General features: G+C 72.7%; 23 protein-coding genes. 6 read left to right on the forward strand and 17 right to left on the reverse strand.

The window, feature by feature from the left end:
* Window positions 1-97 precede the first annotated feature (97 nt).
* Window positions 98-1,654, reverse strand: coding sequence for a signal recognition particle protein (gene ffh / locus QOL15_RS10120; RefSeq protein WP_065961977.1), 1,557 nt, complete (start codon window positions 1,652-1,654; stop codon window positions 98-100).
* 118 nt (window positions 1,655-1,772) lie between these two features.
* Here ffh and lipB point away from each other — a divergent pair, with 118 nt between their 5' ends.
* Window positions 1,773-2,522: a lipoyl(octanoyl) transferase LipB gene (gene lipB / locus QOL15_RS10125; RefSeq protein WP_071248854.1), complete on the forward strand. Its 750-nt coding sequence runs from the start codon at window positions 1,773-1,775 to the stop codon at window positions 2,520-2,522.
* Window positions 2,519-3,502: a lipoyl synthase gene (lipA, locus tag QOL15_RS10130; RefSeq protein ID WP_071248856.1), complete on the forward strand. Its 984-nt coding sequence runs from the start codon at window positions 2,519-2,521 to the stop codon at window positions 3,500-3,502. The genes lipB and lipA overlap by 4 nt, the downstream gene beginning before the upstream one ends.
* An 86-nt stretch (window positions 3,503-3,588) precedes the next feature.
* Here the strand turns inward: lipA and QOL15_RS10135 are convergent, their stop codons facing one another.
* A complete protein-coding gene (locus tag QOL15_RS10135) occupies window positions 3,589-3,747 on the reverse strand; it encodes a hypothetical protein (RefSeq protein WP_175473858.1) in 159 nt (52 codons plus the stop codon).
* Between the two features lie 120 nt (window positions 3,748-3,867).
* Complete coding sequence (ftsY, locus tag QOL15_RS10140) at window positions 3,868-4,737, reverse strand: signal recognition particle-docking protein FtsY (protein ID WP_071248858.1); 870 nt, start codon at window positions 4,735-4,737, stop codon at window positions 3,868-3,870.
* Window positions 4,738-4,969: 232 nt separating this feature from the next.
* Between ftsY and QOL15_RS10145 the strand changes: the two genes are divergently transcribed.
* The gene (locus QOL15_RS10145; RefSeq protein ID WP_071248860.1) at window positions 4,970-5,998 is read left to right on the forward strand and encodes a TerC family protein; all 1,029 of its coding nucleotides are present in this window, start codon (window positions 4,970-4,972) and stop codon (window positions 5,996-5,998) included.
* A gap of 380 nt (window positions 5,999-6,378) precedes the next feature.
* Here QOL15_RS10145 and QOL15_RS10150 read toward each other — a convergent pair whose 3' ends face one another.
* From QOL15_RS10150 to QOL15_RS10180, 7 genes are all read right to left on the reverse strand, one after another.
* Window positions 6,379-10,161: a chromosome segregation SMC family protein gene (locus tag QOL15_RS10150; RefSeq protein WP_071248862.1), complete on the reverse strand. Its 3,783-nt coding sequence runs from the start codon at window positions 10,159-10,161 to the stop codon at window positions 6,379-6,381.
* A gap of 108 nt (window positions 10,162-10,269) precedes the next feature.
* Window positions 10,270-11,241: a bifunctional DNA-formamidopyrimidine glycosylase/DNA-(apurinic or apyrimidinic site) lyase gene (gene mutM / locus QOL15_RS10155; protein ID WP_065962737.1), complete on the reverse strand. Its 972-nt coding sequence runs from the start codon at window positions 11,239-11,241 to the stop codon at window positions 10,270-10,272.
* 4 nt (window positions 11,242-11,245) lie between these two features.
* Window positions 11,246-11,971 (reverse strand): ribonuclease III, encoded by a 726-nt coding sequence (gene rnc / locus QOL15_RS10160; RefSeq protein WP_083230260.1) that lies wholly within the window; start codon window positions 11,969-11,971, stop codon window positions 11,246-11,248.
* 13 nt (window positions 11,972-11,984) lie between these two features.
* The gene (gene rpmF, locus QOL15_RS10165; RefSeq protein WP_056126067.1) at window positions 11,985-12,188 is read right to left on the reverse strand and encodes a 50S ribosomal protein L32; all 204 of its coding nucleotides are present in this window, start codon (window positions 12,186-12,188) and stop codon (window positions 11,985-11,987) included.
* Window positions 12,189-12,232: 44 nt separating this feature from the next.
* The gene (locus QOL15_RS10170) at window positions 12,233-12,805 is read right to left on the reverse strand and encodes a DUF177 domain-containing protein (protein ID WP_065962735.1); all 573 of its coding nucleotides are present in this window, start codon (window positions 12,803-12,805) and stop codon (window positions 12,233-12,235) included.
* A 66-nt stretch (window positions 12,806-12,871) separates the two neighbouring features.
* Window positions 12,872-13,366 (reverse strand): pantetheine-phosphate adenylyltransferase, encoded by a 495-nt coding sequence (gene coaD / locus QOL15_RS10175; protein WP_071248889.1) that lies wholly within the window; start codon window positions 13,364-13,366, stop codon window positions 12,872-12,874.
* 26 nt (window positions 13,367-13,392) lie between these two features.
* A complete protein-coding gene (locus QOL15_RS10180; protein ID WP_071248864.1) occupies window positions 13,393-15,612 on the reverse strand; it encodes an ATP-dependent DNA helicase RecG in 2,220 nt (739 codons plus the stop codon).
* A 143-nt stretch (window positions 15,613-15,755) separates the two neighbouring features.
* On the opposite strand from QOL15_RS10180, the gene QOL15_RS10185 reads away from it, so the two are divergent.
* Window positions 15,756-16,316 carry an RsmD family RNA methyltransferase gene (locus QOL15_RS10185; protein WP_065962728.1) on the forward strand — a complete coding sequence of 187 codons (561 nt, stop codon included), beginning with the start codon at window positions 15,756-15,758 and terminating at the stop codon, window positions 16,314-16,316.
* 206 nt (window positions 16,317-16,522) lie between these two features.
* Here the strand turns inward: QOL15_RS10185 and thiL are convergent, their stop codons facing one another.
* Entirely contained in the window at window positions 16,523-17,518 is a 996-nt protein-coding gene (gene thiL / locus QOL15_RS10190; RefSeq protein WP_071248867.1) for a thiamine-phosphate kinase, read from the reverse strand.
* 122 nt (window positions 17,519-17,640) lie between these two features.
* Here thiL and QOL15_RS10195 point away from each other — a divergent pair, with 122 nt between their 5' ends.
* Window positions 17,641-18,126, forward strand: coding sequence for a DUF3515 family protein (locus QOL15_RS10195; protein WP_071248869.1), 486 nt, complete (start codon window positions 17,641-17,643; stop codon window positions 18,124-18,126).
* Between the two features lie 105 nt (window positions 18,127-18,231).
* Here the strand turns inward: QOL15_RS10195 and QOL15_RS10200 are convergent, their stop codons facing one another.
* The 6 genes from QOL15_RS10200 to leuC form a co-directional block, all read right to left on the reverse strand.
* The gene (locus tag QOL15_RS10200) at window positions 18,232-19,329 is read right to left on the reverse strand and encodes a D-alanine--D-alanine ligase family protein (protein ID WP_071248892.1); all 1,098 of its coding nucleotides are present in this window, start codon (window positions 19,327-19,329) and stop codon (window positions 18,232-18,234) included.
* A 32-nt stretch (window positions 19,330-19,361) separates the two neighbouring features.
* Window positions 19,362-20,375, reverse strand: a complete 1,014-nt coding sequence (locus QOL15_RS10205; RefSeq protein ID WP_065962741.1) for an NAD(P)H-dependent glycerol-3-phosphate dehydrogenase — start codon at window positions 20,373-20,375, stop codon at window positions 19,362-19,364.
* Window positions 20,376-20,454: 79 nt separating this feature from the next.
* Window positions 20,455-21,285, reverse strand: coding sequence for a 1-acyl-sn-glycerol-3-phosphate acyltransferase (locus QOL15_RS10210; RefSeq protein ID WP_083394087.1), 831 nt, complete (start codon window positions 21,283-21,285; stop codon window positions 20,455-20,457).
* A 4-nt stretch (window positions 21,286-21,289) separates the two neighbouring features.
* Window positions 21,290-22,657, reverse strand: a complete 1,368-nt coding sequence (gene murA / locus QOL15_RS10215; protein WP_065962723.1) for a UDP-N-acetylglucosamine 1-carboxyvinyltransferase — start codon at window positions 22,655-22,657, stop codon at window positions 21,290-21,292.
* Window positions 22,657-23,253 carry a 3-isopropylmalate dehydratase small subunit gene (leuD, locus tag QOL15_RS10220; protein ID WP_065962722.1) on the reverse strand — a complete coding sequence of 199 codons (597 nt, stop codon included), beginning with the start codon at window positions 23,251-23,253 and terminating at the stop codon, window positions 22,657-22,659. The genes murA and leuD overlap by 1 nt, the downstream gene beginning before the upstream one ends.
* A complete protein-coding gene (leuC, locus tag QOL15_RS10225; RefSeq protein WP_065962720.1) occupies window positions 23,253-24,719 on the reverse strand; it encodes a 3-isopropylmalate dehydratase large subunit in 1,467 nt (488 codons plus the stop codon). Before leuC ends, leuD begins: the two co-directional genes overlap by 1 nt.
* A 379-nt stretch (window positions 24,720-25,098) precedes the next feature.
* On the opposite strand from leuC, the gene QOL15_RS10230 reads away from it, so the two are divergent.
* Window positions 25,099-26,166: an FUSC family protein gene (locus tag QOL15_RS10230; RefSeq protein ID WP_071248873.1), complete on the forward strand. Its 1,068-nt coding sequence runs from the start codon at window positions 25,099-25,101 to the stop codon at window positions 26,164-26,166.
* The last annotated feature ends 149 nt before the right edge of the window (window positions 26,167-26,315 follow it).

Consider the following 26,315-nt stretch of genomic DNA (forward strand, 5'->3'; position numbering starts at 1 on the left):
GCATGCCATTGCTACCGGTCGGGAGACGGACGGGAGGCCCGTGGCGGTCTCGCCACGGGCCTCCCGTCCGTGCTGTCGTCGCGTCGGCGACGCGGGTTCAGCGACCGAGGAACTTCTGCAGGCTCGCGAGTTCTTCCTCGGTGGGGGCCTTGCCGCCCTTGGCACCGCCGAAGCCGAAGCCGGAACCGCTCGGGGCCTGCTGCTGCGGCTGTGCCGGAGCACCCGACGCCAGCGCGGCGCGCTTGGCGGGGTTGCCCACCTTCTTCTTCTTCGCGCCGCCGGCGGGCTGCTTCTTCTTGCCGCCGTGCATCCCGGGGATCGGGCCCATGCCGGGCATCTGCGGCACGCCACCGCGGGCGACCGTCTTCATCATCTTCGCGGCCTGCTCGAAGCGGTTCACGAGGGCGTTGACCTCGGTCACGGTCGTGCCGGAACCGCGGGCGATGCGGAGACGACGGGAGCCGTTGAGCAGCTTCGGCAGCTGGCGCTCCTGCTTCGTCATCGACTGGATGATCGCCTCGGTGCGGACGATCTCGCTCTCGTCGAAGTTGTCGAGCGCCTCGCGCATGCCCTTGGCGCCCGGGAGCATCCCGAGCATGCCCTTGATCGAGCCGGCCTTGCGGAGCTGCTGCATCTGCCCGAGGAAGTCGTCGAGCGTGAACGAGTCGCTCGCGATCTTCTCGGCGACCTTGCGGGCTTCTTCTTCGTCGAAGGCACCCTGCGCCTGCTCAATGAGCGAGAGGATGTCGCCGAGGTCGAGGATGCGGCTCGCCATGCGGTCCGGGTGGAACGGCTCGAAGTCGTCGAGGCCCTCACCCGTGGACGCGAACATGATCGGCCGGCCGGTGACGCTCGCCACCGACAGGGCCGCACCACCGCGGGCGTCGCCGTCGAGCTTCGACAGCACGACGCCGGTGAAGTCCACGCCCTCCTGGAAGGCGCGCGCGGTGTTCACGGCGTCCTGACCGATCATCGCGTCGATGACGAACAGGACCTCGTCGGGGTCGACGGCCTTGCGGATGTTCGCGGCCTGCTTCATGAGCTCGGCATCGACGCCGAGTCGTCCGGCGGTGTCCACGATGACGGTGTCGTACTGCTGGTCGACCGCGGCCTTGATCGCGTTCTTCGCGACCTTGACCGGGTCACCGACACCGTTGCCGGGCTCCGGGGCGAAGACGTGGACGCCGGCCTGCTCGCCGACGACCTGGAGCTGCTGCACGGCGTTCGGGCGCTGGAGGTCCGCCGCGACGAGCATCGGCGTGTGGCCGTCCTTCTTGAGCCACTTGCCGAGCTTGCCCGCGAGGGTCGTCTTGCCGGCACCCTGCAGGCCCGCGAGCATGATGACCGTCGGCGGCCGCTTGGCGAACTCGAGCCGCCGCTGCTGCCCACCGAGGATGCCCACGAGTTCCTCGTTGACGATCTGGACGACCTGCTGCGCCGGGTTGAGCGCCTTGTTCACCTCGTCGGAGAGCGCGCGCTCGCGGACGGCCGCGGTGAAGGACTTGACGACCTCGAGCGCGACGTCGGCGTCGAGCAGCGCCCGCCGGATCTCGCGGACAGTGCCGTCGACGTCGGACGGGGTCAGCCGACCCTTGCTCCGCAGGTTGCGGAAGGTCTCGGTCAGCCGGTCGGAAAGAGAGCCGAATTGCGCCATGATCCGTCGAGTCTACAAGCCCGGGCCGGGCAGCCCGCCGCTCCCCGCTCCGGCCCGTGCGCGACGCCCCGGCAGCGGTTGTTGGACGGAGTCCAGGAACTGCCGTAGCGTGCTCCCCGTGGTGGACCTCGAGATCATCCGGTGGCCAGGACTCCTCGACTACGAGGAGGGCGTCGCCCTGCAGCACGCCTACCGTGCCGACGTCGTCGCAGGGCGCTCGCCCGGCGTCGTCGTGCTGTGCGAGCACCCGTCCGTGTACACCGCGGGTCGCCGGACCGAGCCGTCCGACCTGCCGACCGACGGCTCCCCCGTCGTCGAGGTCGACCGCGGCGGCCGCATCACCTGGCACGGTCCGGGGCAGCTCGTCGCCTACCCGATCGTCCGGCTCGCCGAGCCGCTCGACGTCGTCGCCTGGGTCCGCGACCTCGAGCAGGTCGTGCTCGACACGGCGGCCTCGCTCGGACTCGCGGCCGAGCGCGTCCCCGGGCGGAGCGGGGTGTGGCTCCCCCGGTCCGGCGACGACGGCACCGGGTCCGGCGCTCGCGGCGTCCCCCGCAGCCGCACGCTCGACAAGGTCGGCGCGATCGGACTGCACGTCGCCGAGCAGGTCTCGAGCCACGGCATCGCGATCAACTGCGACAACGACCTCGCGCCCTACGCGGCGATCGTCCCGTGCGGCATCGCCGACGCCGGGGTCACGACGCTGAGCCGCGCCACGGGTCGGCACGTGAGCGTCGACGAGGTCGCGGCCGACGTCGGCCACCGGATCGAACGGGCGGTCGAGGGCATGCGCACCGGCGACCGGATCAGCACCACCAGCACCACCAGCACCAGCACCGATGCCACCCGACAGGAGATCACCGCATGACACTCGCCCCCGAGGGCCGCCGGATGCTCCGCGTCGAGGCCCGGAACGCCGAGACCCCGATCGAGACCAAGCCCGCGTGGATCAAGACCCGGGCGGTGCAGGGCCCGGCGTTCCGCGAGCTCTCCGGCCTGGTCCGCGACAAGCAGCTGCACACCGTCTGCCAGGAGGCCGGCTGCCCGAACGTCTTCGAGTGCTGGGAGGACCGCGAGGCCACCTTCCTGATCGGCGGGTCCCAGTGCACGCGACGGTGCGACTTCTGCCAGATCGACACGGGCAAGCCCGAGCCGCTCGACCGCGACGAGCCCCGCCGGGTCGCGGACTCCGTCGCCGAGATGGGCCTGCGGTACGCCACGGTGACCGGGGTCGCCCGCGACGACCTCGAGGACGGCGGTGCCTGGCTCTACGCGGAGACCATCCGCGCGATCCACGAGCACTCCCCCGGCACCGGCGTCGAGATCCTCGTCCCCGACTTCTCCGGCCGGCCCGACCAGCTCGGGCAGGTGTTCGACGCCCGCCCCGAGGTCTTCGCGCACAACGTCGAGACCGTGCCGCGGATCTTCAAGCGCATCCGACCGGCCTTCCGCTTCGACCGGTCGCTCGACGTCATCACGCAGGGGCACGACGCGGGGCTCGTGACGAAGTCGAACCTCATCCTCGGCATGGGCGAGGAGCGCGCCGAGGTCGAGGACGCCCTCCAGCAGCTCCACGACGCCGGGACGGACATCATCACGCTGACCCAGTACCTCCGGCCGTCGCCCCGACACCTGCCGGTTGCGCGGTGGGTGCGGCCGGACGAGTTCGTCGAGCTCCGCGAGGTGGCCGAGCGGATCGGGTTCGCCGGCGTCCTGGCCGGACCCCTGGTCCGGTCGTCCTACCGCGCTGGCCGACTGTGGGCGCGGGCGACCGTCGCGCGCGGCGGCACGGTGCCGCCGCACCTGGCCCACCTGCTCGACGCATCGCCGGGTCGCCAGGCCGTGTAGGCGACGGACACGACCGGACGACGCAACGGGAGGCGCGGTGCCAGCTGGCACCGCGCCTCCCGTTGCGTCGTGGTGGGGCGTCGCGACTACGCGCGACCCCGGATGCTCCGCAGCAGCCAGCCGATGACGGACAGCAGGATGAGGACGATGCCGATCCAGAGCAGGAACTTGAGGGCACCGACGAAGATGCCGCTGAAGAGCAGGACGAGGCCGACGACGATCGCGATGATCAGCAGAGCGGGCATGGGGGTGACTCCTTGGTCTCACGGGGCAGTACGGCGGCGACGGTACACGTGTCGCACAGCCGATGCCCAGGCGATCGTCAGTCGGCCGTACCCCGGTCGGAGCCCGGTTCCGGCAGCGCGCTAGCCGACGAGGTTCTGCACGAACACGTGCGGCGTGAAGCCCGTGAGGTCGTTGATGCCCTCGCCCTGCCCGATGAGCTTGATCGGGATGCCGGTCTTCTCCTGCACGCTGAGGACGAAACCGGCCTTCGCGGAGCCGTCGAGCTTCGTGATGACGAGCCCGGTGACACCGGCGCCCTCGATGAACGCCTGCGCCTGCGCGAGGCCGTTCTGCCCCGTCGTGGCGTCGAGGACGAGCAGGACCTCGGCGATCTCGGCCTGCTTCTCGACCACGCGCTTGATCTTGGTCAGCTCGTCCATCAGCCCGGCCTTGGTGTGCAGTCGGCCGGCGGTGTCGATCACGACGATCTCGGTGCCGTCGTGGATGGCCTTCTCGACGGTCTGGTACGCCACCGACGCCGGGTCCTGCCCGGGCTGGACGGGGCGGACGACGTCGACGCCGGCGCGCTGGGCCCACGTCGCGACCTGCTCGACCGCGGCGGCGCGGAACGTGTCCGCGGCGCCGACGAGCACCGTGCGGTCGTACGTCTTGAGGAACTTGGCGAACTTGCCGATCGTCGTGGTCTTGCCGACACCGTTCACCCCGACCACGAGCACGACCGCGGGGCGGTTGCTCAGCTTGAGGGTGGTGTCGAGCTTCGAGAGGCGCTCCTCGAGCACCTCGCGGAGCATGCGCTGGAGGTCCGCCGGGTCGGTCGTGCCGTACCGGTCGACGCGGGCGTGCAGGTCCTCGATGACCTCGTCCGCGATGTCGGGGCCGAAGTCCGCACCGATGAGCGCGGTCTCGAGGTCGTCCCACGTGGTCTCGTCGATGGTCTTCCGCTGGAACAGACCGCGGAGCCGGGAGGACAGGGACCAGGAACTCGCCATGTTCCCAGCTTAGGCCGCGGCGGACGTGCCGGTCGCCCGCTACGCTCGTCGTGAGAAGGGGAGTATTCCTCTCGCGGTGTGCCCGTCAGTACGGTCTGGGACGATCCAGGCCCGGGGCACCGGTCTCCTGCACGGCCCGTCGGATCCCGGCGGCACGGTCAGGCGGCGGAAGAGACCTTCAGGCTTCGGCGTACCCACTCCTCGTGGTGCGCCCCTCCCTGAAGGAACTCTGTTGGACGTCCCCCTGTACGTATGGCTCATCACCCTCGCGGGCATCCTCGCGCTGCTGGTGTTCGACTTCTACTCGCACGTGCGCACGCCGCACGTCCCGCACATCAAGGAGTCCGCCTTCTGGTCGGCGTTCTACGTCGGCCTGGCGATCCTGTTCGGTGTCGGCATCCTCGTGTTCGGCGGCGGGCAGGCCGGCGGTGAGTACTTCGCCGGCTGGTTGACCGAGAAGGCCCTGTCGGTCGACAACCTGTTCGTCTTCCTCATCATCATGACGACCTTCGCGGTGCCGAAGGAGTTCCAGCAGAAGGTGCTGCTGGTCGGCGTCGCGATCGCCCTCGTCGCCCGCGGTGTCTTCATCGCCCTCGGCGTCACGATCATCGAGAACTTCTCGTGGGTGTTCTACCTGTTCGGCGCCCTGCTGTTCTGGCTCGCCTGGTCGCAGGCCCGCAGCAGCGGCGAGCACGACGCGTCCGAGGGCGACTCCCGCCTGATCCGGGTCCTCCGTCGCATCATCCCCACGTCGAAGGACTACGACGGCGACCGCCTCACCACCCGCGTCGACGGCAAGCGCCTGTTCACCCCGATGCTGCTCGTCATGGTCGCCATCGGCCTGACCGACGTGCTGTTCGCCCTCGACTCGATCCCCGCGATCTTCGGTCTCACGCAGGACGCGTTCATCGTGTTCACCGCGAACGCGTTCTCGCTCCTCGGTCTCCGCCAGCTGTACTTCCTCATCGCGGGACTGCTCGAGCGGCTCATCTACCTCGGTCAGGGGCTGGCGGTCATCCTCGCCTTCATCGGCGTGAAGCTCGTCTTCCACGCCATGCACGTCAACGAGCTGCCCTTCATCAACGGCGGCGAGCACATCGAGTGGGCCCCGGAGATCCCGATCTGGTTCTCGCTGAGCTTCATCGCGCTGACGATCACCGTCGCGACGATCGCGTCGCTCGTGGTCTCGAAGAAGCGCCAGGAGCGCGGGCTGACCCCGACGGGCGAGCCGAAGACGGCCATCGAGGCGGACGCGAAGTAGTCGCCACCGCCTGAGGGACGGGAGGCGCGGTGCCAGCTGGCACCGCGCCTCCCGTCCGTCTGCGGCACGTCCTGTCTGCCGCGCGCTCCGTCTGCGGTGCCCCCTGTCTGCGGCGCCCTCTGTCTGCGGCGCCCTCGCGAAAGCGACAGATCGCTCCGGACTGTTCGCGCCCATGTGTCGCTTTCGCGCACCAGCCGCCGGACGGGACCCGCGAACTGTCGCTTTCGCGGAGCACACCCGGGCGGGCGGGAGGCGCGATCCGCCGCTGACGTGGCCTGCGACCAGGACCAGGGCCAGGACCAGGACCGCGACCGCGACGGAGGCCGGGCCCGCGACGGGGACCGGGACCGCGACGGGGCCGGGGCCGGGGCCGGCGGGCGCTACGCGACCGCGTCGGCGGGCTCCGACCCGCGGCGCTGCTGCACGCGCTGGCCGACGACCGCCGACACACCGTCCTGCCGCATCGATACGCCGTACAGCGCGTCGGCGATCTCCATCGTGCGCTTCTGGTGCGTGATGACGATGAGCTGCGAGGACTCGCGGAGCCGCTCGAACACGGTCAGCAGCCGCCCGAGGTTCGCGTCGTCGAGCGCCGCCTCGACCTCGTCCATGATGTAGAACGGCGACGGGCGCGCGGTGAAGATCGCCACGAGGAGCGCCACGGCCGCGAGGGACCGCTCCCCACCGGACAGCAGCGTCAGCCGGTCGATCTTCTTGCCGGCGGGCTTCACCTGCACGTCGATCCCGGTGGCGAGCAGGTCGTCGGGGTCGGTCAGCGAGATCGACCCGGAGCCGCCCGGGAACAGGATCGGGAAGACGACGTCGAAGGCATCGCGGGTGTCGTTGAACGCGGACTCGAAGATCGTCTGCATCTTCGTGTCGAGCTCCTCGATGATCGTCAGGAGGTCCGCGCGGGTCTTCTGCAGGTCGTCGAGCTGCTCGGCGAGGAACGCGTGCCGCTGCTCGAGCGCCTGGAACTCCTCGAGCGCGAGGGGGTTCACCTTGCCGAGCCGACCGAGGTCCCGCTCGGCCGCGGCGAGGCGCTGCTCCTGCTCGGCGCGCACGTACGGGACGGTCTCGACCTCGCCGGGGTCGATGCCCTCGATGGCGTCGTACTCGGGCAGCGCGGGGCCGCCCGGCAGCGTCGACTCGGCCGGGACGAGCGCGGGGACGTCGTCGTCGGACGCGGCGGTGTCCTCGGACACAGCGGCGGTGTCGGCGGACGCAGCGGCGCCGGCGGACGCAGCGGCGTCGGCGTCCCGCTCGCCGCCCTCGGCCGCCGCCCGTGCCCGCTCGGCGTCCCGGTGCCGCCGCGCGAGCACCCGCGGGTCGACCAGGACGTCGACCGGGACCGGCACGTGCGGCCCGTACTCCGCCACGAGCACGGCCTCCCCCAGCCCGAGCTCGCTCTGGGCACGGTCGAGCACCCCGGACACGTGCAGCTTCTTCTCGTAGATCTCCATCTCGAGGGAGTGCACGCCGTCGGTGATCGTCTGCAGCCGGTCACGGAGCCCGCGTTCCTCGGCACGGATCGCCTGGAGCTCGGTGTTGCGCTTCGTCCGCTCGGACTCCTCGGTCGCCAGGCGCACCCGAGCCTCGGCCAGCGAGCGGTCGACGGCGCCGAGCACCACGGGCAGGTCGGCGAGCACGTCCTCGGCGACGGCGATCTGTCCGCGCCGCACGACGGCGAGCCGGGCGGCCTCCTCGGCAGCGGCGCGCTCGGCCTCGAGCTGCCGTTGCAGCCCCGCCGCCCGGTTCCGCTCCGACCGCGCCCGCTCGCGGATCGTCTCCACCTGGATGCGGTGCTCGATCTGGGCGGCACGCGCGGCCTCGAGGGCGTCCAGCAGCGCGGGCCGACCCGAGGCGTCGACCGTCGGTCGCTCCTGCGCGTCGAAGGCGGCCAGCGCCTGCTCGGCGTCGGCGAGGGCCTGCTCGGCCGCCTCGACGCCGCCGTCGGTCTCGCCGAGCGCGGCGCGCAGCCGCTCGACCTCGGCCGCCGCGTTCTCGGCCCGCGCTCGCGTCGACGCACTCGACCGGTCGTACTCGGCCTTGGCCGCGGTGTGCGCGCGGAGCGCCCGGTCCGCCTCGTCCGTCCGGCGGCGTGCGTCCTCGACGGCGCTGCGCGCGGCCTGGAGGCCCGTGGCCGCGTCCTCGGCGTCGCTCGCGACGGCGTCGCGGCGGCTCCGGGCGTCGTCGCGTTCCGCGACGAGTTCGATGCGGGACACGGCGCGTTCCCCGCCGCCGGTGACGCGGACGCGGCCCACGAGGTCGCCGGAGGGCGTCACGACCGTCGCTTGCGGGGCGGCGGTGAGCACGGCCTCCAGGTCGACCCCGTCGTCCAGTGCGACGAGCGTCGTGCGCAGGAGCGCGGTGATCGCCGCCGGTCCCCGCACCAGGTCGAGGGCCGGGCGGACGCCCGGCGGCAGGTCGGCGGGCAGACCCGGTGCGTCGCCGCTGCCGTCGGCGACGTCGGCGACGACGACGTCGACGCGGCCGAGGTCGGCGGCGCGGGCGTGCTCGACGGTCGCGAGCGCGGTGCCGCGGTCCGCCGCGAGGACGGCGTCGGCGAGCCCGTCGAGCGCGGCGGCGACCGCGGCCTCGTGTCCGGGCTCGACGGTGAGGGCGTCCGCGAGGCGCCCGAGGACCCCCTCGCGCGCGGCGTCGATGACGGCCTGCGAGCCGTCGCGGACGTCGATCGACATGCCGAGGGCGGCGACCCGTGCGTCGAGGGCGTCGCGCTCGCGCTCCAGGGCGTGCAGCCGGTCACGCCGGGCGTCACGGTCGGCCTGCGCCGTCTCGAGCGCCTGCCGCGCGGCGTCGAGCGTCGCGGCGAGGGCGTCGGCGTCCACGCCCTCGGCCGGGTCGACGCCGACGTCGGTCAGCGCTGCGGCGGCGCGCTCGGCACGCTCCTCGGCCTCGGCGAGGGCACGGGCGCGGCGGTCGCGGTCGGCGACGACGGACCCGCGGCGCGACCGGGCGACCTCGACGGCGCCGCGGAGGCGCTGCGCTTCGAGGTCGTGCGCGGAGACCCGGGCGGCCTGCGCCGCGATCTGCTCGTCGAGGGCGTCGAGCCGGTCACGGGCATCCTGCACCGCGGCGGCCGTCGCACCGGCCCCCGCGGCGGTCTCGGCGGCACGCGCCTCCAACCGCTCGGCCTCGGCGCGGACGCCCTGCACGCGCTCCGGCGTGATCGTCGGGCCCTGCTGCGGGGCGTCGGCCTGCTGCGCGAGGAACATCAGCCGCTGGTTCGCCAGGCTCGACAGCCCGCGGAGGCGCTCCTGCACGCTCTCGAGCCGGTGCACCACGGTCCGGGCGCGGTCGACGTCGTCGCCGACCAGGCTCTGCTCGACCTGCTGCTGCCGCGCACGCGTCTGCTCGAGCCGTTCCTGCAGGACGATGCGCTCGGACTTGCGCCCGGTCTCGACCTCCTGGTGCTCGTGCAGCTCGCGGCGGAGCCGGACGACGTCGTCGGCGAGCAGGCGGGCCTTGGCGTCCCGGAAGACGGCCGCGACCGACTGGGCCCGCCGAGCCACCTCGGCCTGCCGTCCGAGCGGCTTGAGCTGCCGTCGGATCTCGCCCGCGAGGTCCGACAGGCGGGTGAGGTTCGTCTGCATCGCGTCGAGCTTGCGGAGGGTCTTCTCCTTGCGACGCCGGTGCTTGAGGATCCCGGCCGCCTCCTCGATGAAGCCGCGGCGGTCCTCGGGGGTGGCGTGCAGCACCTTGTCGAGCTGCCCCTGCCCGACGATGACGTGCATCTCGCGGCCGAGGCCGGTGTCGCTCAGGAGCTCCTGGACGTCGAGCAGGCGGCAGTTCTCGCCGTTGATCGCGTACTCGCTGCCGCCGTTCCGGAACAGCGTGCGGGCGATGGTCACCTCGGAGTACTCGATCGGCAGCAGGCCGTCGCTGTTGTCGATCGTCAGGAGCACCTGGGCGCGGCCGAGCGGACCGCGGGTCGAGGTCCCGGCGAAGATGACGTCCTCCATCTTGCCGCCGCGGAGGGTCTTCGCCCCCTGCTCCCCCATCACCCAGGCGAGGGCGTCGACCACGTTGGACTTGCCCGAGCCGTTCGGGCCGACGATGCACGTGACGCCGGGCTCGAACGCGAACGTCGTCGGCTGCGCGAAGGACTTGAACCCCTTGATGGTCAGGCTCTTCAAGTACATGCGGGTCTCCGGGCGGTCTGCTGCGCTGCTGCTGCTGACGTTGTTGCTCTGGTGGTGGTGCCTGCGGTGCCGCTGTGGCTGGCGCCTGCGGTGCCGCTCGGCGTCAGGCTAGCGCGTGCGCTGGCGCGGAGCGGGCTGGCACACGGGGCAGCGGTGGCTCGACCGGTTCATGAACGCCTCGCGCACGATCGTCGTCCCGCAGCGCGGACACGGCTCGCCCTGCTGCCCGTACACGGCCAGGCGCTGGGAGAAGTACCCGGACTGGCCGTTCACGTTGACGTACTGCGCGTCGAAGCTCGTCCCGCCGTCCTCGAGGGCGCGGCGGAGCACGCTGCGGACCTCGGCGAGCAACCCGTGCAGGTCGGCGCGGGGCAGGCGTTCGGCGGGGCGGTCGAAGTGCAGTCGCGCGGCCCACAGGGACTCGTCGGCGTAGATGTTGCCGATGCCGCTCACGACGCCCTGGTCGAGGAGCACGCGCTTGATCCCGCTCGAACGCCTGCGCGCCGCCGCGACGAACCGGTCGTCGTCGAACGCGGGGTCGAGCGGGTCGCGGGCGATGTGCGAGACCTGCGTCGGGATGGTCCGACGCCACGGCGCGTCCGGCTCCCGGGCGTCGACCGCGCCCGCGGACCCGGCGGGTGCGCCGTCCACCGTGGGCACCATCGCGTCGATCGCCATCGACCCGAACGTGCGCTGGTCGACGAACTCGAGCTCGACGGGGTCCTCGACGCGGCCGTCGGGGCGGACGGTCGCCGGTTGCACGTCGATCGTGATGCGGCGGTGCCTCGACGGCGGCCGGTCGCGGCCGAGCAGGATCTGGCCGCTCATGCCGAGGTGCGCGACGAGCGCCTCCGGCCGGGCGTCGTCGTGCGCGGACGTCAGCGGGAACCACATGAACTTCCCGCGGCGTACGGCTGCGGCGATCGTGCGGCCGGTCAGGCGCTCGGCGAAGTCCTCCGCCGGACCGTCGTGGCGCGTGAGTGCCCGGTCGTCGGCGACGTCGACGTGCAGCACCCGGGCGCCGCTGACGGCGGGTTCGAGACCGGCGCGGACGACCTCGACCTCGGGGAGTTCGGGCACGCGGTCAGGCCGCCCGGCCGGACAGCCGCGTCCACGCCTGGAGCGCGGCAGCCATCTCGGCGGTCTTCTTGCTCGACCCGGAGCCGGTCGACACCGACTCGCCCTGCAGCACGACGGTCGCGTGGAAGGTCTTGTCGTGGTCGGGACCTTCCTCGGTCACCCGGTAGGACGGGTTGCCGAGGGAGAGGGTCGCGGCGAGCTCCTGCAGGCTCGTCTTGGGGTCCATCGCGGCGCCGAACCGGTCGGGGTCGACCATGAGCGGCTCGACCAGGCGGAGCACGAGCGCGGTGGCGGCGTCGGGGCCCGCGGACAGGTACGTGGCACCGATGACGGCCTCGACGGTGTCGGCGAGGATCGACGCCTTGTCACGGCCGCCGGTCTGTTCCTCGCCCTTGCCCAGGCGCAGGTACGCGCCGAGGCCGATCATGCGGCCGATCTCGGCGAGGGCGACCGTCGAGACGAGGCTGGCACGCCGCTTGGCGAGTTCGCCCTCGTCGAGGTCGGGGAAGGACCGGAAGAGCTTCACGGTCACGGCCTGGCCGAGGATGGAGTCCCCGAGGAACTCGAGGCGCTCGTTGTGCCGGATCCCGCCGTGCTCGTACGCGTACGAGCGGTGGGTCAGGGCGAGCTGCAGGAGCTCGAGGTCGATGTCGGCCTCGAGGAGCCCCTGCAGACGGACGACGTCCGGCCCCACGGGGCGGGACCCCGTGGTGCCGGACGTCGCGGTCATGCGTGGAGTCCGATCAGACGTCGGCGACCTTGCGGCCCTTGTACTCCATGTACAGGGGCGTGCCGGCCGAGTCCTCGACGACCTTCGCGCGGTGCGGGAGGCTGTAGGTGACCTGACCGTTCTCGATCGTCTTCACGAGCTGGACCGGCGCGGCCTTCCACTGCGAACGACGGGCGTGCGTGTTGGCACGGGACTGCTTGCGCTTGGGAACGGCCATGGTGGTTCTCTTTCGGTAGGTCGGTGGTCGGTGTGCGAGGAGCGTCAGGCCGTGCGGCCGTCGTCCTCGGGGCTCTGGTTCGGTGTGCTGCCAGCCGGGCTGTCAGCGCTGTCGTCGCTCTGGAAGCCGCCCAGGGCGGCCCAACGCGGGTCCAGGACCTCGCGAGGCGTGTGGTCCTCGAGGTCGGCCAGGCGCTCACCCGTCTCCGGGTCGAGTCCTGGGCAGTCCGGTCGGCAGACCGGCTGGAACGGCAGCGACAGCACCACCGCATCTCGAACGACTGGTTCGCAGTCCACGTGGTCATCGCGAACGAAGAAGTCGAAATCCTCCGAGACATCGTACGCGAACAGCTCGGCGAAATCGACCTCGACGGGCTCGCTGATGTCGATGAGGCAGCGGGAGCACTCCCCGGTCGCCTCACCCGAGGCGTGCCCGGAGACGAGGACGCCCTCGTGCAGGCCCTCGAGCCGGACGTCCAGGTGGAGCTCGGCGCCCTCGCGGACGGCGATCACGCCGGCACCCATCGCGTCCGGCACCTCGACGTCGAGCGAGTGCTCGCGCATCTCGCCCGGGCGGTGCGCGAGGTCACGCACGCGCAGGGCGTAGGGGCTGTTCACGGGGGAAGACACGATCGACGATCCTAGCCTGATCCGGGCGGGGAGTCGAGGCAGCAGCGGGGCGTGTCAGCTGCCGGTCCGTGCGGCGAGCGCCTCGGCGACCGCGGTCGGCACGTACGGCGTGACGTCCCCGCCGAGCGAGGAGACCTGGCGGATGAGGGAGCTCGACACGTGCGCCCGCGACGCCTCGGGCAGCAGGAACACCGTCTCGACGTCGGCCAGGTGCCGGTTCATGATCGCCATCGGCGTCTCGTACGCCACGTCGTCGCCCGACCGCACGCCCTTCACCAGCACGCCGGCCCCCACCTGTCGGCAGTAGTCGACGAGCAGGCCCGCGGTCCACTCCCCCACGCGGACCGAGTCGGGGATGCCCGTCTCGGCGAAGGAGTCGCGGATGAGCCGCACGCGGTCGGCCGCGTCGAACATCGCCGGCTGCTTGTCGGGGTTGTGGACCACGAGCACGTGCACCTCGTCGAAGAGTCGGGCGGCCCGACCGATGACGTCGAGGTGCCCGAGGGTCACGGGGTCGAAGGAACCGGGGACGACCGCGATCTGCGCCATGACCGCCACGCTACCGGCCGACGGGCTCAGTTCTTGCCGAGGAAGGCCGCGTCGGACTCGTCGAGGCGTCGGGCGAGCGCCTCGCGCAGGGCGGGGTGGTGCTCCAGTCGGGGGTCCGGCTCGAGGACGCGCTCGGCTTCCTCGCGCGCGTCGACGATGAGGTCGGCGTGCTCGACCACGCGCAGCAGGTTGAGCGACGACCGGCCGCCGGACTGCCGCTCGCCGAGCACGTCACCCTCGCGGCGGAGCTCGAGGTCGACCCGGGCGAGCTCGAACCCGTCGTCCGACGCGGCGACGGCGTCGACGCGTTCGCGGGCGGTCGTCTCGGCCTCGGCCGTGGTGACGAGCAGGCAGACGCCCGCGTACTGGCCGCGCCCGATGCGCCCGCGGAGCTGGTGGAGCTGGGAGACCCCGAACCGGTCGGCGTCGAGCACCGCCATCATCGACGCGTTCGGCACGTCGACACCGACCTCGATGACGGTCGTGGCGACGAGGACGTCGACGTCGCCCGCCGCGAAGGAGGTCATCACGCGGTCCTTCTCGTCGGCGGTCATCCGACCGTGCAGGACCTCGATCCGGCGGTCACGGAGCACGGGCATCGCCCGCATCCGCTCGGCGGTCGCGAGCACGGTCGCCGGCGCGCGCTTCGGGGTGTCGTCCTCGGGGTCGGGCTCGCCGTCGTCCTCGGTGTGGGCGTCGTCGATCGCGGGGCAGACCACGAACGCCTGCCGGCCCGCCGCGAGCTCCTCGGCCATCCGGGTCCAGATGCGCGACTCCCAGCCGGGGTGCTCGGCGAGGCCGACCGCGAAGGTCTCGACCCCGGCACGACCGGACGGCAGACCGGTGATCGTGGAGACGTCGAGGTCGCCGAACACCGTCATCGCCACCGTGCGCGGGATCGGCGTCGCGGTGAGCACGAGCACGTGCGGCGGCGTGGTGCCCTTCGTGCGGAGGGCCTCGCGTTGCTCGACGCCGAACCGGTGCTGCTCGTCGACGACCACGAGGCCCAGCTCGGCGAAGTCCACGCGGTCGCCGAGCAGCGCGTGCGTGCCGACGACGAAGCGCGAGCTGCCCGACGCCGCGGCGAGCAGTGCCCGGCGTCGCTCGTCGGTGGACTGCGAGCCGGTGAGGATGACCGGCCGGAGCTCCGCGGCGAGGTCCGGCCCGAGGAACTTCACGATCGACCGGAGGTGCTGGGCGGCGAGCACCTCGGTCGGGGCGATGAGCGCCGACTGGCCGCCCGACTCGGCCACGGTGAGCATCGCCCGGATCGCCACGAGGGTCTTGCCGGACCCGACCTCGCCCTGGACGAGCCGGTGCATCGGCCAGTCCCCCGCGAGGTCGTGGGCGATCTCGGCGCCGACCGCCCGCTGGTCGTGGGTCAGGGTGAACGGCAACGTCGCGTCGAACCGCTCGAGGATGCCGCCCGGCTCGGCGCGGCGCGGGGTGGCGGCGGTCGCCCGTGCCGCGATCCGCCGCTGGACGAGGGCGGTCTGCAGGACGAACGCCTCGCGGTAGCGCAGCGCGTCCTGCGCCCGCTTGAAGTCGGCGACCTTCTCGGGGCGGTGCAGCAGCTCGAGGGCGCGACGGAACGGGACGAGGTCGAGCCGGGTCCGCACCGACGCCGGGATCGGGTCGGGCACGTCGGGCAGGGTGTCGAGCACGACCGCGATCGCCTTGGCGATCTGCCACGAGGTCAGCGACGCCGTCGCGGGGTAGATCGGGATCGGCTGGCGGGACCACCTGATGGCTTCGTCGTCGAGCGGGTCGGCGTCGGCGCGCGGGTCGTCGCGGTCGAACAGCTCGTAGTCGGGGTGGGCGAGCTGCCGGGCACCGCGGTAGTCGCCGACCTTGCCGGCGAAGATGCCGCGGGCGCCGGGCACGAGGTCCTTCGTCCGCCACCCCTGGTTGAAGAACGTGAGCGTGAGGATGCCCGACCCGTCGCCGATCTTCGCTTCGAGGATGGAGCCGCGGCGGGCGCGCATGGTGCGTTCGCGGACGTCGATGACCTCGGCGACGATCGTCACGGACTCGCCGATCGCGAGCGAGTCCAGCGCCGTCAGCGCCCCGCGTTCGGCGTACCGGCGGGGCGCGTGCTCGAGGAACTCGCCCACCGTGCGGTACCCGAAGGCCTTCTCGATCGCGCTGGCCGTCCGACCGCCGAGCACGCCGCTGAGGCGTGCGTCGAGGGGCGCCGGACCGAGGTCGGGTGCGGCGGCCGGTGCGGGGGTCGCGGAGGTGGGCACGCGACCACGGTACCCGGCGCGTCCGACGCGCCACGTGCCTCCCGGCCGTCCTGTGGAGGAGCGCGGGACGCACGCCGGCCGACCGACCCGGCGGGCGTCGGAGCGGGGCCCGGCGGCGACGGGACGGCCGCTACGGTGGCTGCATGACCCGCATCATCGCCGGCGCCGCCGGTTCCACGACGCTCCGTGTGCCGAAGTCCGGCACCCGACCGACGAGCGACCGGGTGCGCGAGGCGCTCTTCTCGTCGCTGGAGGCGCGTGGCCTGGTGGACGACGCGGCGGTCGCGGACCTGTACGCGGGGACCGGGGCGCTCGGCCTCGAGGCGGCGTCCCGGGGGGCCGTCGAGGTCGTCCTGGTGGACCGGGCGTCGGCGGCGGCGCAGGCCTGCCGGGCGAACGCGCGGGCCGTGCAGCAGCGCGTGCCGGGCGTGCGCATCGACGTGCACCCGCAGCCCGCGCTCGGGTTCCTGCGCGGCACCGTGCGGACGTTCGACCTGGTGTTCATCGACCCGCCGTACGACGTCACGGAGCACGAGATCGCGGAGGTCCTCGAGGCCCTGGTGCCGCGCCTGACCGCGGGTGCGGTCGTCGTCGTGGAGCGGAGCAAGCGGTCGCCCGAGCCGGCGTGGCCCGCGGGGCTCGCGCCGTTCAGCAAGCGGAGCTACGGCGAGACGGTGGCGTGGGAGGCCGTGACGCCGAGCTGAGGAGCGCGGGTGGCCCGGGCCGCCGCGGCTGGCGTCGCGGAGTGGTGTGCGTCGTCGACGTCGTGCGACACTGCCGCTGTCGTGCGACGACCACGGTGACGCACCATGCGCACGCACCGGTTGCGCGGTGGAACGTGCGACATCACCGCTGTCGGACGACCGCCGCGATGACGCTCGACAGCGACGCCCGGGCGGGCCGCCGCGGGTCAGCCGGCGGCGCCGTCCCAGTCGGCGTAGGGGTCCCAGCCGGTGGTCGGGACGGGCGCGCCCCCGCGGACGAGGTCGTGCGCGCCCCGCTCGAGGACCGCTCCGACCCGCCGGAAGCCCCCCGGGAGCGCCGTGCCGGCGGGGAACGTCGCCAGGAGTCCGTGGTCCTCGCCGCCGTGCAGCGCGACGCCGTCCGGCACCGCGTCCACGTCGAACGCGAGGGTGACCCCGCTCGCCCGGGCCAGGCGTCCGGCGTCGATCGCGAGGCCGTCGCTGAGGTCGAGCATCGCCGTCGCCCCGGCTCGCGCGGCTGCCGGTCCGTCGGCGATCGGTGGGACGGGTCGGCGCTGCCGGCCGACGTCCGGATCGGAGTCCGCGCCGCTCGACACCGTCGCGGCGCGGGACGGTTCGCCGCGTGCGTCGACGCCGTCACGGAACAACCGGGCGAGGCCGCGCGCCGCACGACCGAGCTCGCCGGAGACCGCGAGGACGTCGCCGGGGCGCGCGCCCGAACGGAGCACCGGCGTGGTGCCGCCAGGATCACCGAACGCGGTGACCGAGACGGTGAAGGTGGCCGACGTGCTGAGGTCACCACCGACGACGCCGCAGCCGGGTGCGAGTGCGTCGACGGCGGCGCGGACCCCGTCGGCGAAGGACTCGAGGACGGCCACCGGGGTGTCCTGCGGCGCGGCGAGGGCCATCACGAGCCCGGTGGGCACCGCGCCCATCGCGGCGACGTCGGAGAGGTTCGTCGCGGCGGCCTTCCAGCCGACGTCCTCGGGCGACGACCACGCCCAGCGGAAGTCCGGGCCGTGCACCATCATGTCGGTCGTCACGACGAACCGGCCGTCGGGGGCCGCGACGACCGCGCAGTCGTCGCCGGGGCCGAGCTCGGGCGTCCCCGCGGGCAGGCGTCGGACGATGCGGTCGAGGACCACGAGCTCGCCGGCCTCGCCCACGGTCGGTCCGGTCCAGGGGTCCTGCGTCGCGTCCACACCAGAACGGTAGCCGCCTGTCCCGGAACCGACCCACGGACGACGGCCGCCCCGCCCGGAACGACCCACGGACGGTGGCCACCCGGCCCGGAGCCGACGCACGGACGGTACCCTTGACGGCGATGGACACCGTGCGCCGCCCCCTCCGCTGGACCGCGATCACGGGCGTGCTCCTCGCCCTCGCCGCCGGCCTCACCGGCTGCACGAACGCCGTCGCCATGTCGCCCGCACCGTCCGCCGACGACGCCGCGTGCGCCGCCGTGCAGGTCCGGCTGCCGGCCACGGTCGACACGAAGTACGCGCTCCGCGAGACGACCGCGCAGTCCACCGCGGCCTGGGGCGACCCCGAGGCCGCGGTCTACCACTGCGGCGTCGCCGTGCCGACGGTCTCCGACCTGCCGTGCTTCGCCCAGGGTGGAGTGGACTGGATCCGGGACGACCGCGGAGCGCAGATCGTCTACACGACGTTCGGTCGGTCCCCCGCGGTGCAGGTCGTCATCGACACGAAGCGCACGACCTCGCAGGTGGTGCAGGACCTCACCGACGCCGTGTCCACCCTGCCGAAGGACGGGCACGAGTGCCTCGACCCGTCCCAGGTACAGGGCTGAGAACCGTCCCACGTGCAGGGCTGAGACCCGTCCCACGTGCAGGGCCGAGACCCGTCCCCGGTGCACGGCTGACGGCCCACCACCGGACGGGCCGCACCGGTCGGGTCAGCGGACCGCCGCGCGCCCCAGCTCGATGAGCTCGGTGACGAGCTCGGCGTAGGACACCCCGGACGCCGCCCAGCACCGCGGGTACATCGACAGCGGGGTGAACCCGGGCATGGTGTTGACCTCGTTGACGACGAACCCGTCGTCGGTCAGGAAGCAGTCGACCCGTGCCAGGCCGGCACCACCGATCGCCTCGAACGCGCGGGCGCCGATCGAGCGGATGGCATCGGTCTCGTCCTCGGTGAGCGGGGCCGGGCAGAGCAGGGCCTCGTCGCCGCCGAGGTACTTCGACGCGAAGTCGTAGAAGCCGTCCTCCGCCACGACGATCTCGCCGGGGAGGCTCGTGCGCGGGACGCCGTCACGTCCCTCGAGCACGGCGACCTCGACCTCGCGACCGACCACCCGCGGCTCGACGATGACCTTCGAGTCGTGCTCGAACGCCAGGTCCATCGCGGCGCCGAGCTGCGACGGCTCGTCGACACGGGACACGCCCATGCTCGACCCGGCCCGCGCCGGCTTCACGAAGAGCGGCCACCCGTGCGCCGCGACGGCCTCGGCGACGTCGACCGGGTCGGTGGCCCACTCGCGGCGCAGCACCGTGGTCCAGGGGGCGACCCGGAGCCCGGCGTGCTCGAGCACGGCCTTCGCGGTGTGCTTGTCCATCGCCAGGGCGCTCGCGAGCACGCCGTCGCCGACGTACGGCAGCCCGGCGATCTCGAGGAGCCCCTGGATCGTGCCGTCCTCGCCGAACGGCCCGTGCAGGATCGGGAAGACCACGTCGACCGCGATGGTCGTGACGGTGCCGTCTGGGTGCGACACGACCAGCTCGTTCGTCGCGGGCGAGGTCGGGAAGGCCACCCGGGTGCCGTTGTCCGGCACGGTCGGCAGGACACCGTCCCGCAGCGCCCACTGCGCCGGGTCGTCGGTCTGCAGCGTGAAGGCACCCTCCGCGGTGATCCCGATCGGCACGACGTCGTACGCCGAGCGGTCGACGACGTCCATGATCCCGCCGGCGGTCACGCAGCTGATCTCGTGCTCACTGGACCGACCGCCGAAGAGCACGGCGACGGTGGTGGGCGCGGGGGCGATCGTGGGCATGGCAGTCACCTTGCTGGTCGGGACCGGACCCGTCACTCGCCCTGTGGCTCGTCGGTCTCGGTGAGGTGCGGCGCGATGTTGCGCGGATCGAGCCTACCGGCGAGGACCTCGGCCACCTGCCCCACGATGGGCATGTCGACCCCGTTCGCCGCCGCGAGCTCGAGGATCGGCGCGACCGAGGCCAGGCCCTCGGCGGTCTGGTTCATCTGCCGCACGACCTCGTCGAACCGGTACCCCTGGCCGAGCAGCCGCCCGGCGGTGTTGTTCCGCGACAGCGGCGACTGGCACGTGGCGATGAGGTCGCCCAGCCCGGCGAGCCCGGACAGCGTCGACGGCTGCGCCCCGAGCGACACCGCGAAGTCGGTCATCTCGGCGAGCCCCCGCGTGATGATCGAGGCCTTCGTGTTCTCGCCGTAGCCGACGCCGTCGACGATGCCGATCGCCACGGCGATGAGGTTCTTGAGCACCCCGCCGAACTCGGTGCCGATCACGTCGGTGTTCGTGAAGGAGCGGAAGTACGGGTTCGTGGCGACCGCGGCGACTGCGGTCGCGGTGTCGATCGACGTCGACGACACGACCGCGGCGGTGGGCTGCCGACGGGCGATCTCGAGCGCCAGGTTCGGGCCGCTGGCGACGGCGATCCGGTCGCGGTCGATGCCGAGGCCCTCGTGCAGGACCTCGCTCATCCGGAGGCCGGTCGCCTTCTCGACGCCCTTCATGAGGCTGACGACCGGCACGCCGTCGCCGAGCAGCGGCGCGATCGCGGAGAGGTTCGACCGGAGCGACTGCGACGGCACCGAGACGTACACCTGCTCGGCGCCGTCGAGCACCGCGGCGAGGGACGTCGACGCGGTGAGCGTGCGCGGCAGGTTGATGCCCGGCAGGTACTCGGAGTTGCGCTTCGTCTCGGTGATCTCGCGGGCCACCTCGGGTCGGCGTGCCCACAGCACGGTGGAGGCACCGCCCTCGGCGAGCACCTTCGCGAACGTGGTGCCCCAGCTGCCGGCACCGATCACGGCGACGCGCGGCTTGTCGGTCGACTGCATCACCACGCGGATGGCGGCGGTGTCCACCGCGCCGCGTGCGGCGACCGAGGGGTCGGCGTGGTCGTCGTGGGGTCGGAGGTCACTCAAACCGGCCCGTCTCCTTCTGGTTGTTCGCGGCGGGGTCCCACCGCGTCGCGGGTGCGGGCTCGCCGCGGAGCTCCTCGAGCAGCTGGGTGATCCGCTGCATGACGAGGTCGGTCGCCTCGAGCAGCATCTTCTGGTCGAGCGGACGCCCCCGGTAGGCGGAGAGGTCGACCGGGTCGCCGACGATCACGTCGACCCGGGACGGCGGGAACAGCCGGAGCTTCTTCGAGTACCGCGCCATGATGTTCTGGGTGCCCCAGTGGGCCATCGGGATGAGCGGCACGTCGTTCTCGAGGGCGATCCGCACCGCGCCGGTCTTGCCCCGCATCGGCCACAGGTCGGGGTCGCGCGTGAGCGTGCCCTCGGGGTAGACGATGATCGCGCCGCCCTGCTCGACGAGCGATCGGCCGCCGCCGAGCGGGTCGCTCAGGCGCGTGCGGCCCGAGCGCTCGACCGGGATCTGCCCCATGCCGGCCATGAGCTTGCCGACGACCGGGACCCGGAAGATCGACGCCTTCGCGAGGAACCGCGGCGCGCGACGGGACAGCCAGACGGCCGTGCCCACCACGAGCGGGTCGATGTTCGTGAAGTGGTTCGGCGCGAGCACGAAGGCGCCGCCCTCGGGCAGCCGCTTCGACCCGTGCCAGTGGTAGCGCGCGGTGAAGCGGAAGACCGGGATGACGACCGACGCGGTGATGCGGAACGCGGTGTTCAGCTCGCCCCTGCGCCACCGGCGCCCCGGCGTGGGCAGACCGGTCGTGACCGGCGAGGCGGACGCGCCCCGCGCCTCCAGGCCGTCACCGGGACCCTGCGACGAACGCGACACGGGTCTAGCCCGCGAAGTCGAAGTCGGCCCCGAGCTTGCGCAGCTTCGGGATGAAGTGCTCGTAGCCGCGGCTGATGATGCCGACGTTGGTGATGTGCGACTCGCCCTCGGCGGTGAGCGCCGCGATGAGGTGGCTGAAGCCGCCGCGCAGGTCGGGCACGCGGACGTTCGCGGCGTGCAGCGTGGTCGGGCCGGTGATGACCGCGGCCTGCTCGAACGGGCGGCGGGCGACGCGACGGTCGTGACCGGGCAGCCCCTCCTTGTGGACGACGATGTCGGCGCCCATCTCGTTGAGCGCGTCGGTGAAGCCGAAGCGGTTCTCGTACACGGTCTCGTGCACGACGCTCGTGCCCTCGGCCTGGGTGAGCGCCACGACGAGCGGCTGCTGCCAGTCGGTCATGAAGCCGGGGTGGACGTCGGTCTCGACGACGACCGGGCGCAGGACCTCGCGCTCGCGGTAGAAGCGGATGCCGTCCTCCTGGATGTCGAACCCGCCGCCGACCTTGCGGAAGACGTTGAGGAACGTCATGAGGTCCTGCTGGTCGGCGCCCTCGACGAAGATGTCGCCGTTCGTGGCGAGCGCGGCGGAGGCCCAGCTCGCGGCCTCGTTGCGGTCGTTGATCGCGCGGTGCGTGTAGCCGCGGAGCGACTCGACGCCCTCGATGAAGATCGTGCGACTCGGCTCGACCGTGACGATCGCGCCCATCTTCTGCAGGATCGCGATGAGGTCCATGATCTCGGGCTCGATCGCGGCGTTGCGCAGCTCGGTGACGCCCTCGGCGAGGACCGACGAGAGCAGGACCTGCTCGGTCGCGCCGACGCTCGGGTACGGCAGCTCGATCTTCGCGCCCTTGAGCCCGTCCGGTGCGGTCAGGTGGATGCCGTTGACCTGCTTGTCGACGACCGCGCCCATCGCGCGGAGGGCGTCGAGGTGGAAGTCGATCGGACGGTCGCCGATGCGGCAGCCGCCGAGGTCGGGGATGAACGCCTCGCCGAGCTTGTGCAGCAGCGGGCCGCAGAACAGGATCGGGATGCGGCTCGAGCCGGCGTGTGCGTCGATCTCGGCGAAGTGCGCCGACTCGACGTTGGCCGGGTCGAGGATGAGCTCGCCTCGTGCAGGGTCGGTGATGCGCACGCCGTGCACCTCGAGCAGGCCGCGGACGACCTTGACGTCGGAGATGTCCGGCACGTCCTTGAGGATCGACGGGGTGTCACCGAGCAGCGACGCGACCATCGCCTTGGTCGCGAGGTTCTTCGCGCCACGGACCTCGATCCGACCCACGAGCGGCTTGCCGCCCCGGATCACGATCTCGTCCGACTTGAGCCCGACGCGGGCTCCTGCGGCTGCTGCGTCCTGTACGAGAGAGTTCACTACTTCACCGGCAATGTCTTCGGCCGCCATCGGGAGCGGCGGGATTCGAACTCCGTGATCGAGGACTCGTCACGGAGGGTGAGCCCGATGTCGTCGAGCCCTTCCATCAACCGCCAACGAGTGTAGGCGTCGATCTCGAAGGGCACGTCCACCGCGCCGATCGACACGCGCTGGGTGACCAGGTCGACCGTCGCCTCGATCCCCGGCGTGGCGGCGATCTCGGCCCAGATCCGCTCCACGTCGGGCTCGGTCACGATCGCCGTGACGAGTCCCTGCTTGCCGGCGTTGCCCTTGAAGATGTCCGCGAAACGGGGTGAGACCACGACCTGGAAGCCGAAGTCGCGGAGCGCCCAGACGGCGTGCTCGCGGCTCGACCCGGTGCCGAAGTCGGGCCCGGCGACGAGCACCTTCGCGCCCTGGAAGGCCGGCTGGTTGAGCACGAATTCGGGGTCCTGGCGCCACCCGGAGAACAGGGCGTCCTCGAAGCCGGTCTTCGTGACGCGCTTGAGGTAGACCGCCGGGATGATCTGGTCGGTGTCGACGTTCGAGCGCTGCAGGGGTGCGGCGATCCCGGTGACGGTGGAGATCTTGTCCATCAGTTGACTCCTTCGGCGCGTGCGGCGGTCTCGGCATCGGTCACGGACGCCAGGGCGTCGTCGGTCTCCAGGTCCCACGGGCTGGAGAGGGTCCCGCGCACCGCGGTCGCGGCGGCGACGAGCGGCGACACGAGGTGGGTGCGGCCGCCCTTGCCCTGGCGGCCCTCGAAGTTCCGGTTCGAGGTGCTCGCGCACCGCTCCCCCGGCGCGAGCTGGTCGGGGTTCATGCCGAGGCACATCGAGCAGCCGGCGAACCGCCACTCGGCGCCGAAGTCCGTGAACACGCGGTCCAGCCCCTCGGCCTCGGCCTCGAGCCGCACCCGGGCGGACCCCGGCACGACCATCACGCGGACGCCGTCGGCCTTCTTCCGGCCGCGGATCACCGACGCGAAGGCGCGAAGGTCCTCGATGCGGGAGTTCGTGCACGAGCCCATGAACACGGCGTCGACGGCGATGTCCTTCATCGGCGTGCCGGCGGCCAGGTCCATGTACTCGAGCGCGCGCCGGGCGGCGGCCTGGTCGTTCGGGTCGCTGTAGTCGTCGGGCGAGGGCACCGACTCGGACAGCGAGACGCCCTGGCCGGGGTTCGTGCCCCAGGTGACGAACGGCTCGAGCTCGTCGGCGTCGATGAACACCTCGGCGTCGAAGACCGCGTCGTCGTCGGTCGCCAGGGTGTCCCAGTAGGCGACGGCGTCGTCCCAGTCCTGGCCCGTCGGGGCGTGGTCGCGGCCCTGGACGTAGTCGTAGGTGGTCTGGTCGGGGGCGACCATGCCGGCGCGGGCACCGGCCTCGATCGACATGTTGCAGATGGTCATGCGGCCCTCCATCGAGAGCGCCCGGATCGCCGACCCGCGGTACTCGAGCACGTAGCCCTGCCCGCCGCCGGTGCCGATCTTCGCGATGACCGCCAGGATGATGTCCTTCGCCGTGACCCCGGGACGCAGGGTGCCCTCGACCGTGATCGCCATCGTCTTGAAGGGCTTGAGCGGCAGGGTCTGCGTGGCGAGGACGTGCTCGACCTCGGAGGTGCCGATGCCGAACGCCATCGCGCCGAACGCGCCGTGGGTGCTCGTGTGCGAGTCGCCGCAGACGACCGTGATGCCGGGCATGGTCAGGCCGAGCTGCGGGCCGACCACGTGGACGATGCCCTGCTCCTCGTCGCCCAGCGAGTGCAGGCGGACCCCGAACTCCGCGCAGTTGCGGCGCAGGGTCTCGATCTGGGTGCGGCTCGTCGGGTCGGCGATCGGGCGGTCGATCGCGAGGGTCGGCGTGTTGTGGTCCTCGGTCGCGATCGTCAGGTCGAGGCGTCGGACCGGGCGGCCGGCCTGGCGCAGCCCGTCGAAGGCCTGCGGACTCGTGACCTCGTGCACGAGGTGGAGGTCGATGTAGAGGAGGTCCGGGTTCCCGTCCTCGCCCTTGACCACGACGTGGTCGTCCCACACCTTCTCGGCGAGCGTCTTTCCCATCGGCCCGGCCCTTCCTCGTCGACGTCCGTCGCGGCGTCCGCCGCTCGGTGGGGCGAGTGTAGCAGCTTGGTATACCAACGCGCGTCGGGCGGGAGGCGCGGTGTCGGGCCGCCACGCGCGCCGGGCCGGTGGGTGGCGGACGGGAGGCGCGGGTCGGCCGCGCCGCGCGCCTCCCGGCCCGGTGGGTGGCGGACGGGAGGCGTGGGTCGGCCCCGCCGCGCGCCTCCGGGCCCGGCCCACTGGGCCGTCCGTCGCGTCGCGCGGTTGCTCCCGCGCAGCGGGGAGCACGTCGCACCACGTCGTTGCGTGGCGCGACGTGCTCCCGGTGGTGCGAGAGCCCGTCGGGCGACACCTGTCGCGGTGGGATGATGGACGCGACATGACGACGCCTGCGCACTCGACCCGGACCACCAACCTCGAGGGCGCAGCCCGTGCCGCGATCGCCGGCGGCGTGCCCCTCGCACTGCTCATCGCGCTCGGGATGCCCGGGTACGCGGCCTTCGCGATGTTCGCCGGGTTCACCGCGATCTTCGGGGCGACCGAGCCCTACCGGCAGCGCATGGTGACGACGGGTGTCGCGGGTGCCCTGCAGGCGGCGTGCATGGCGGCGGGCTTGGCGGTGTCGCTGTCGGGCGGCGCGCTCTGGCTGCAGGCGGTCGGACTCGTGGTCGTCCTCGTGGTCGCGATCGGCACCCTGAGCACGCTGCAGACGATCCCCGCGCAGCCGATCTTCCCGGTGTTCGCGTTCTGCGTCTCGGCGCTCGTGCCGGTCCGCCCCGCCGACCTGCCGCTCGTCGCGACGATCATCGTCTGCTCGGTCGCCTGGGCGTGGCTCGTCGCGATGTCGGGCGCGGTGGTCCGGCTCGTGCTGCACCCTCGCGCGCCGCACGTGTTCCGGCCGATCGCGCCGCGCAAGCACCGGACCACCGCCGTGCTGCGGACGGCGGCGCTGTGGGAGACCGTCGCGCTCAACGTCGTCGGGGCGCTCGTCGCCGGGGCGCTCGCCGAGGCGGTCGCCGGCCTCGGGCACCCCTACTGGGCGGTGATCGCGGTGGTGTCGACCCTCCCGGCGATCCGGCAGCGGCACACCGTCGCGCGCGCGGCCCAGCGTGTCGTCAGCACGGTCGGCGGGACCGTGGTGGCCGTCGGCATCCTGCTGCTCGAGCCCTCGGCCTGGTGGATCGTCGTGATCGCGGTCGTCGGGCAGTTCTTCGCGGAGATCTTCGTCGCGCGGCACTACGCCGTGACGCTGCTGTTCCTCACGCCGCTCGCGCTCGCGGTGTCGTGGCTGAGCCTGCCGGAGGCGCCGGAGCTGCTCGCGCTCGACCGGATCGCGCAGACGACGCTCGGTGCGGTCGTGAGCGTGGCGCTGCTCGTCGTCGGGCGTGCGGTGGAGCGGCGGCGGGGCCGGGCGCTCGGTGCGACGAGCGCGATCCGCACGGTCTGACGCGGCGCGCCGCGTCGGGACACGGTCTGACGGGGTGCGGCGGCGGCGGTGCGGCGGTGGTGCGGCGCGCCGCACCACCGCGAGCACGTCGCGCCGCGGGATCACGTGGCGCGACGTGACCCGCGTTGTGCGGGCGCACGTCGCACCAG

Origin of the sequence: Curtobacterium sp. MCBA15_012 (assembly GCF_001864935.2) — a bacterium.
Classification (GTDB): Bacteria; Actinomycetota; Actinomycetes; order Actinomycetales; family Microbacteriaceae; genus Curtobacterium.

Coding starts and splice junctions, on each gene's coding strand:
- ffh (WP_065961977.1), bottom strand. CDS start 1,654: ATGGCGCAATTCGGCTCTCTTTCCGACCGGCTGACCGAGACCTTCCGC.
- lipA (WP_071248856.1), top strand. CDS start 2,519: ATGACACTCGCCCCCGAGGGCCGCCGGATGCTCCGCGTCGAGGCCCGG.
- QOL15_RS10135 (WP_175473858.1), bottom strand. CDS start 3,747: ATGCCCGCTCTGCTGATCATCGCGATCGTCGTCGGCCTCGTCCTGCTC.
- ftsY (WP_071248858.1), bottom strand. CDS start 4,737: ATGGCGAGTTCCTGGTCCCTGTCCTCCCGGCTCCGCGGTCTGTTCCAG.
- QOL15_RS10150 (WP_071248862.1), bottom strand. CDS start 10,161: ATGTACTTGAAGAGCCTGACCATCAAGGGGTTCAAGTCCTTCGCGCAG.
- rnc (WP_083230260.1), bottom strand. CDS start 11,971: ATGACCGCGACGTCCGGCACCACGGGGTCCCGCCCCGTGGGGCCGGAC.
- rpmF (WP_056126067.1), bottom strand. CDS start 12,188: ATGGCCGTTCCCAAGCGCAAGCAGTCCCGTGCCAACACGCACGCCCGT.
- coaD (WP_071248889.1), bottom strand. CDS start 13,366: ATGGCGCAGATCGCGGTCGTCCCCGGTTCCTTCGACCCCGTGACCCTC.
- QOL15_RS10185 (WP_065962728.1), top strand. CDS start 15,756: ATGACCCGCATCATCGCCGGCGCCGCCGGTTCCACGACGCTCCGTGTG.
- QOL15_RS10195 (WP_071248869.1), top strand. CDS start 17,641: ATGGACACCGTGCGCCGCCCCCTCCGCTGGACCGCGATCACGGGCGTG.
- QOL15_RS10200 (WP_071248892.1), bottom strand. CDS start 19,329: ATGCCCACGATCGCCCCCGCGCCCACCACCGTCGCCGTGCTCTTCGGC.
- QOL15_RS10205 (WP_065962741.1), bottom strand. CDS start 20,375: ATGCAGTCGACCGACAAGCCGCGCGTCGCCGTGATCGGTGCCGGCAGC.
- leuD (WP_065962722.1), bottom strand. CDS start 23,253: ATGGACAAGATCTCCACCGTCACCGGGATCGCCGCACCCCTGCAGCGC.
- leuC (WP_065962720.1), bottom strand. CDS start 24,719: ATGGGAAAGACGCTCGCCGAGAAGGTGTGGGACGACCACGTCGTGGTC.
- QOL15_RS10230 (WP_071248873.1), top strand. CDS start 25,099: ATGACGACGCCTGCGCACTCGACCCGGACCACCAACCTCGAGGGCGCA.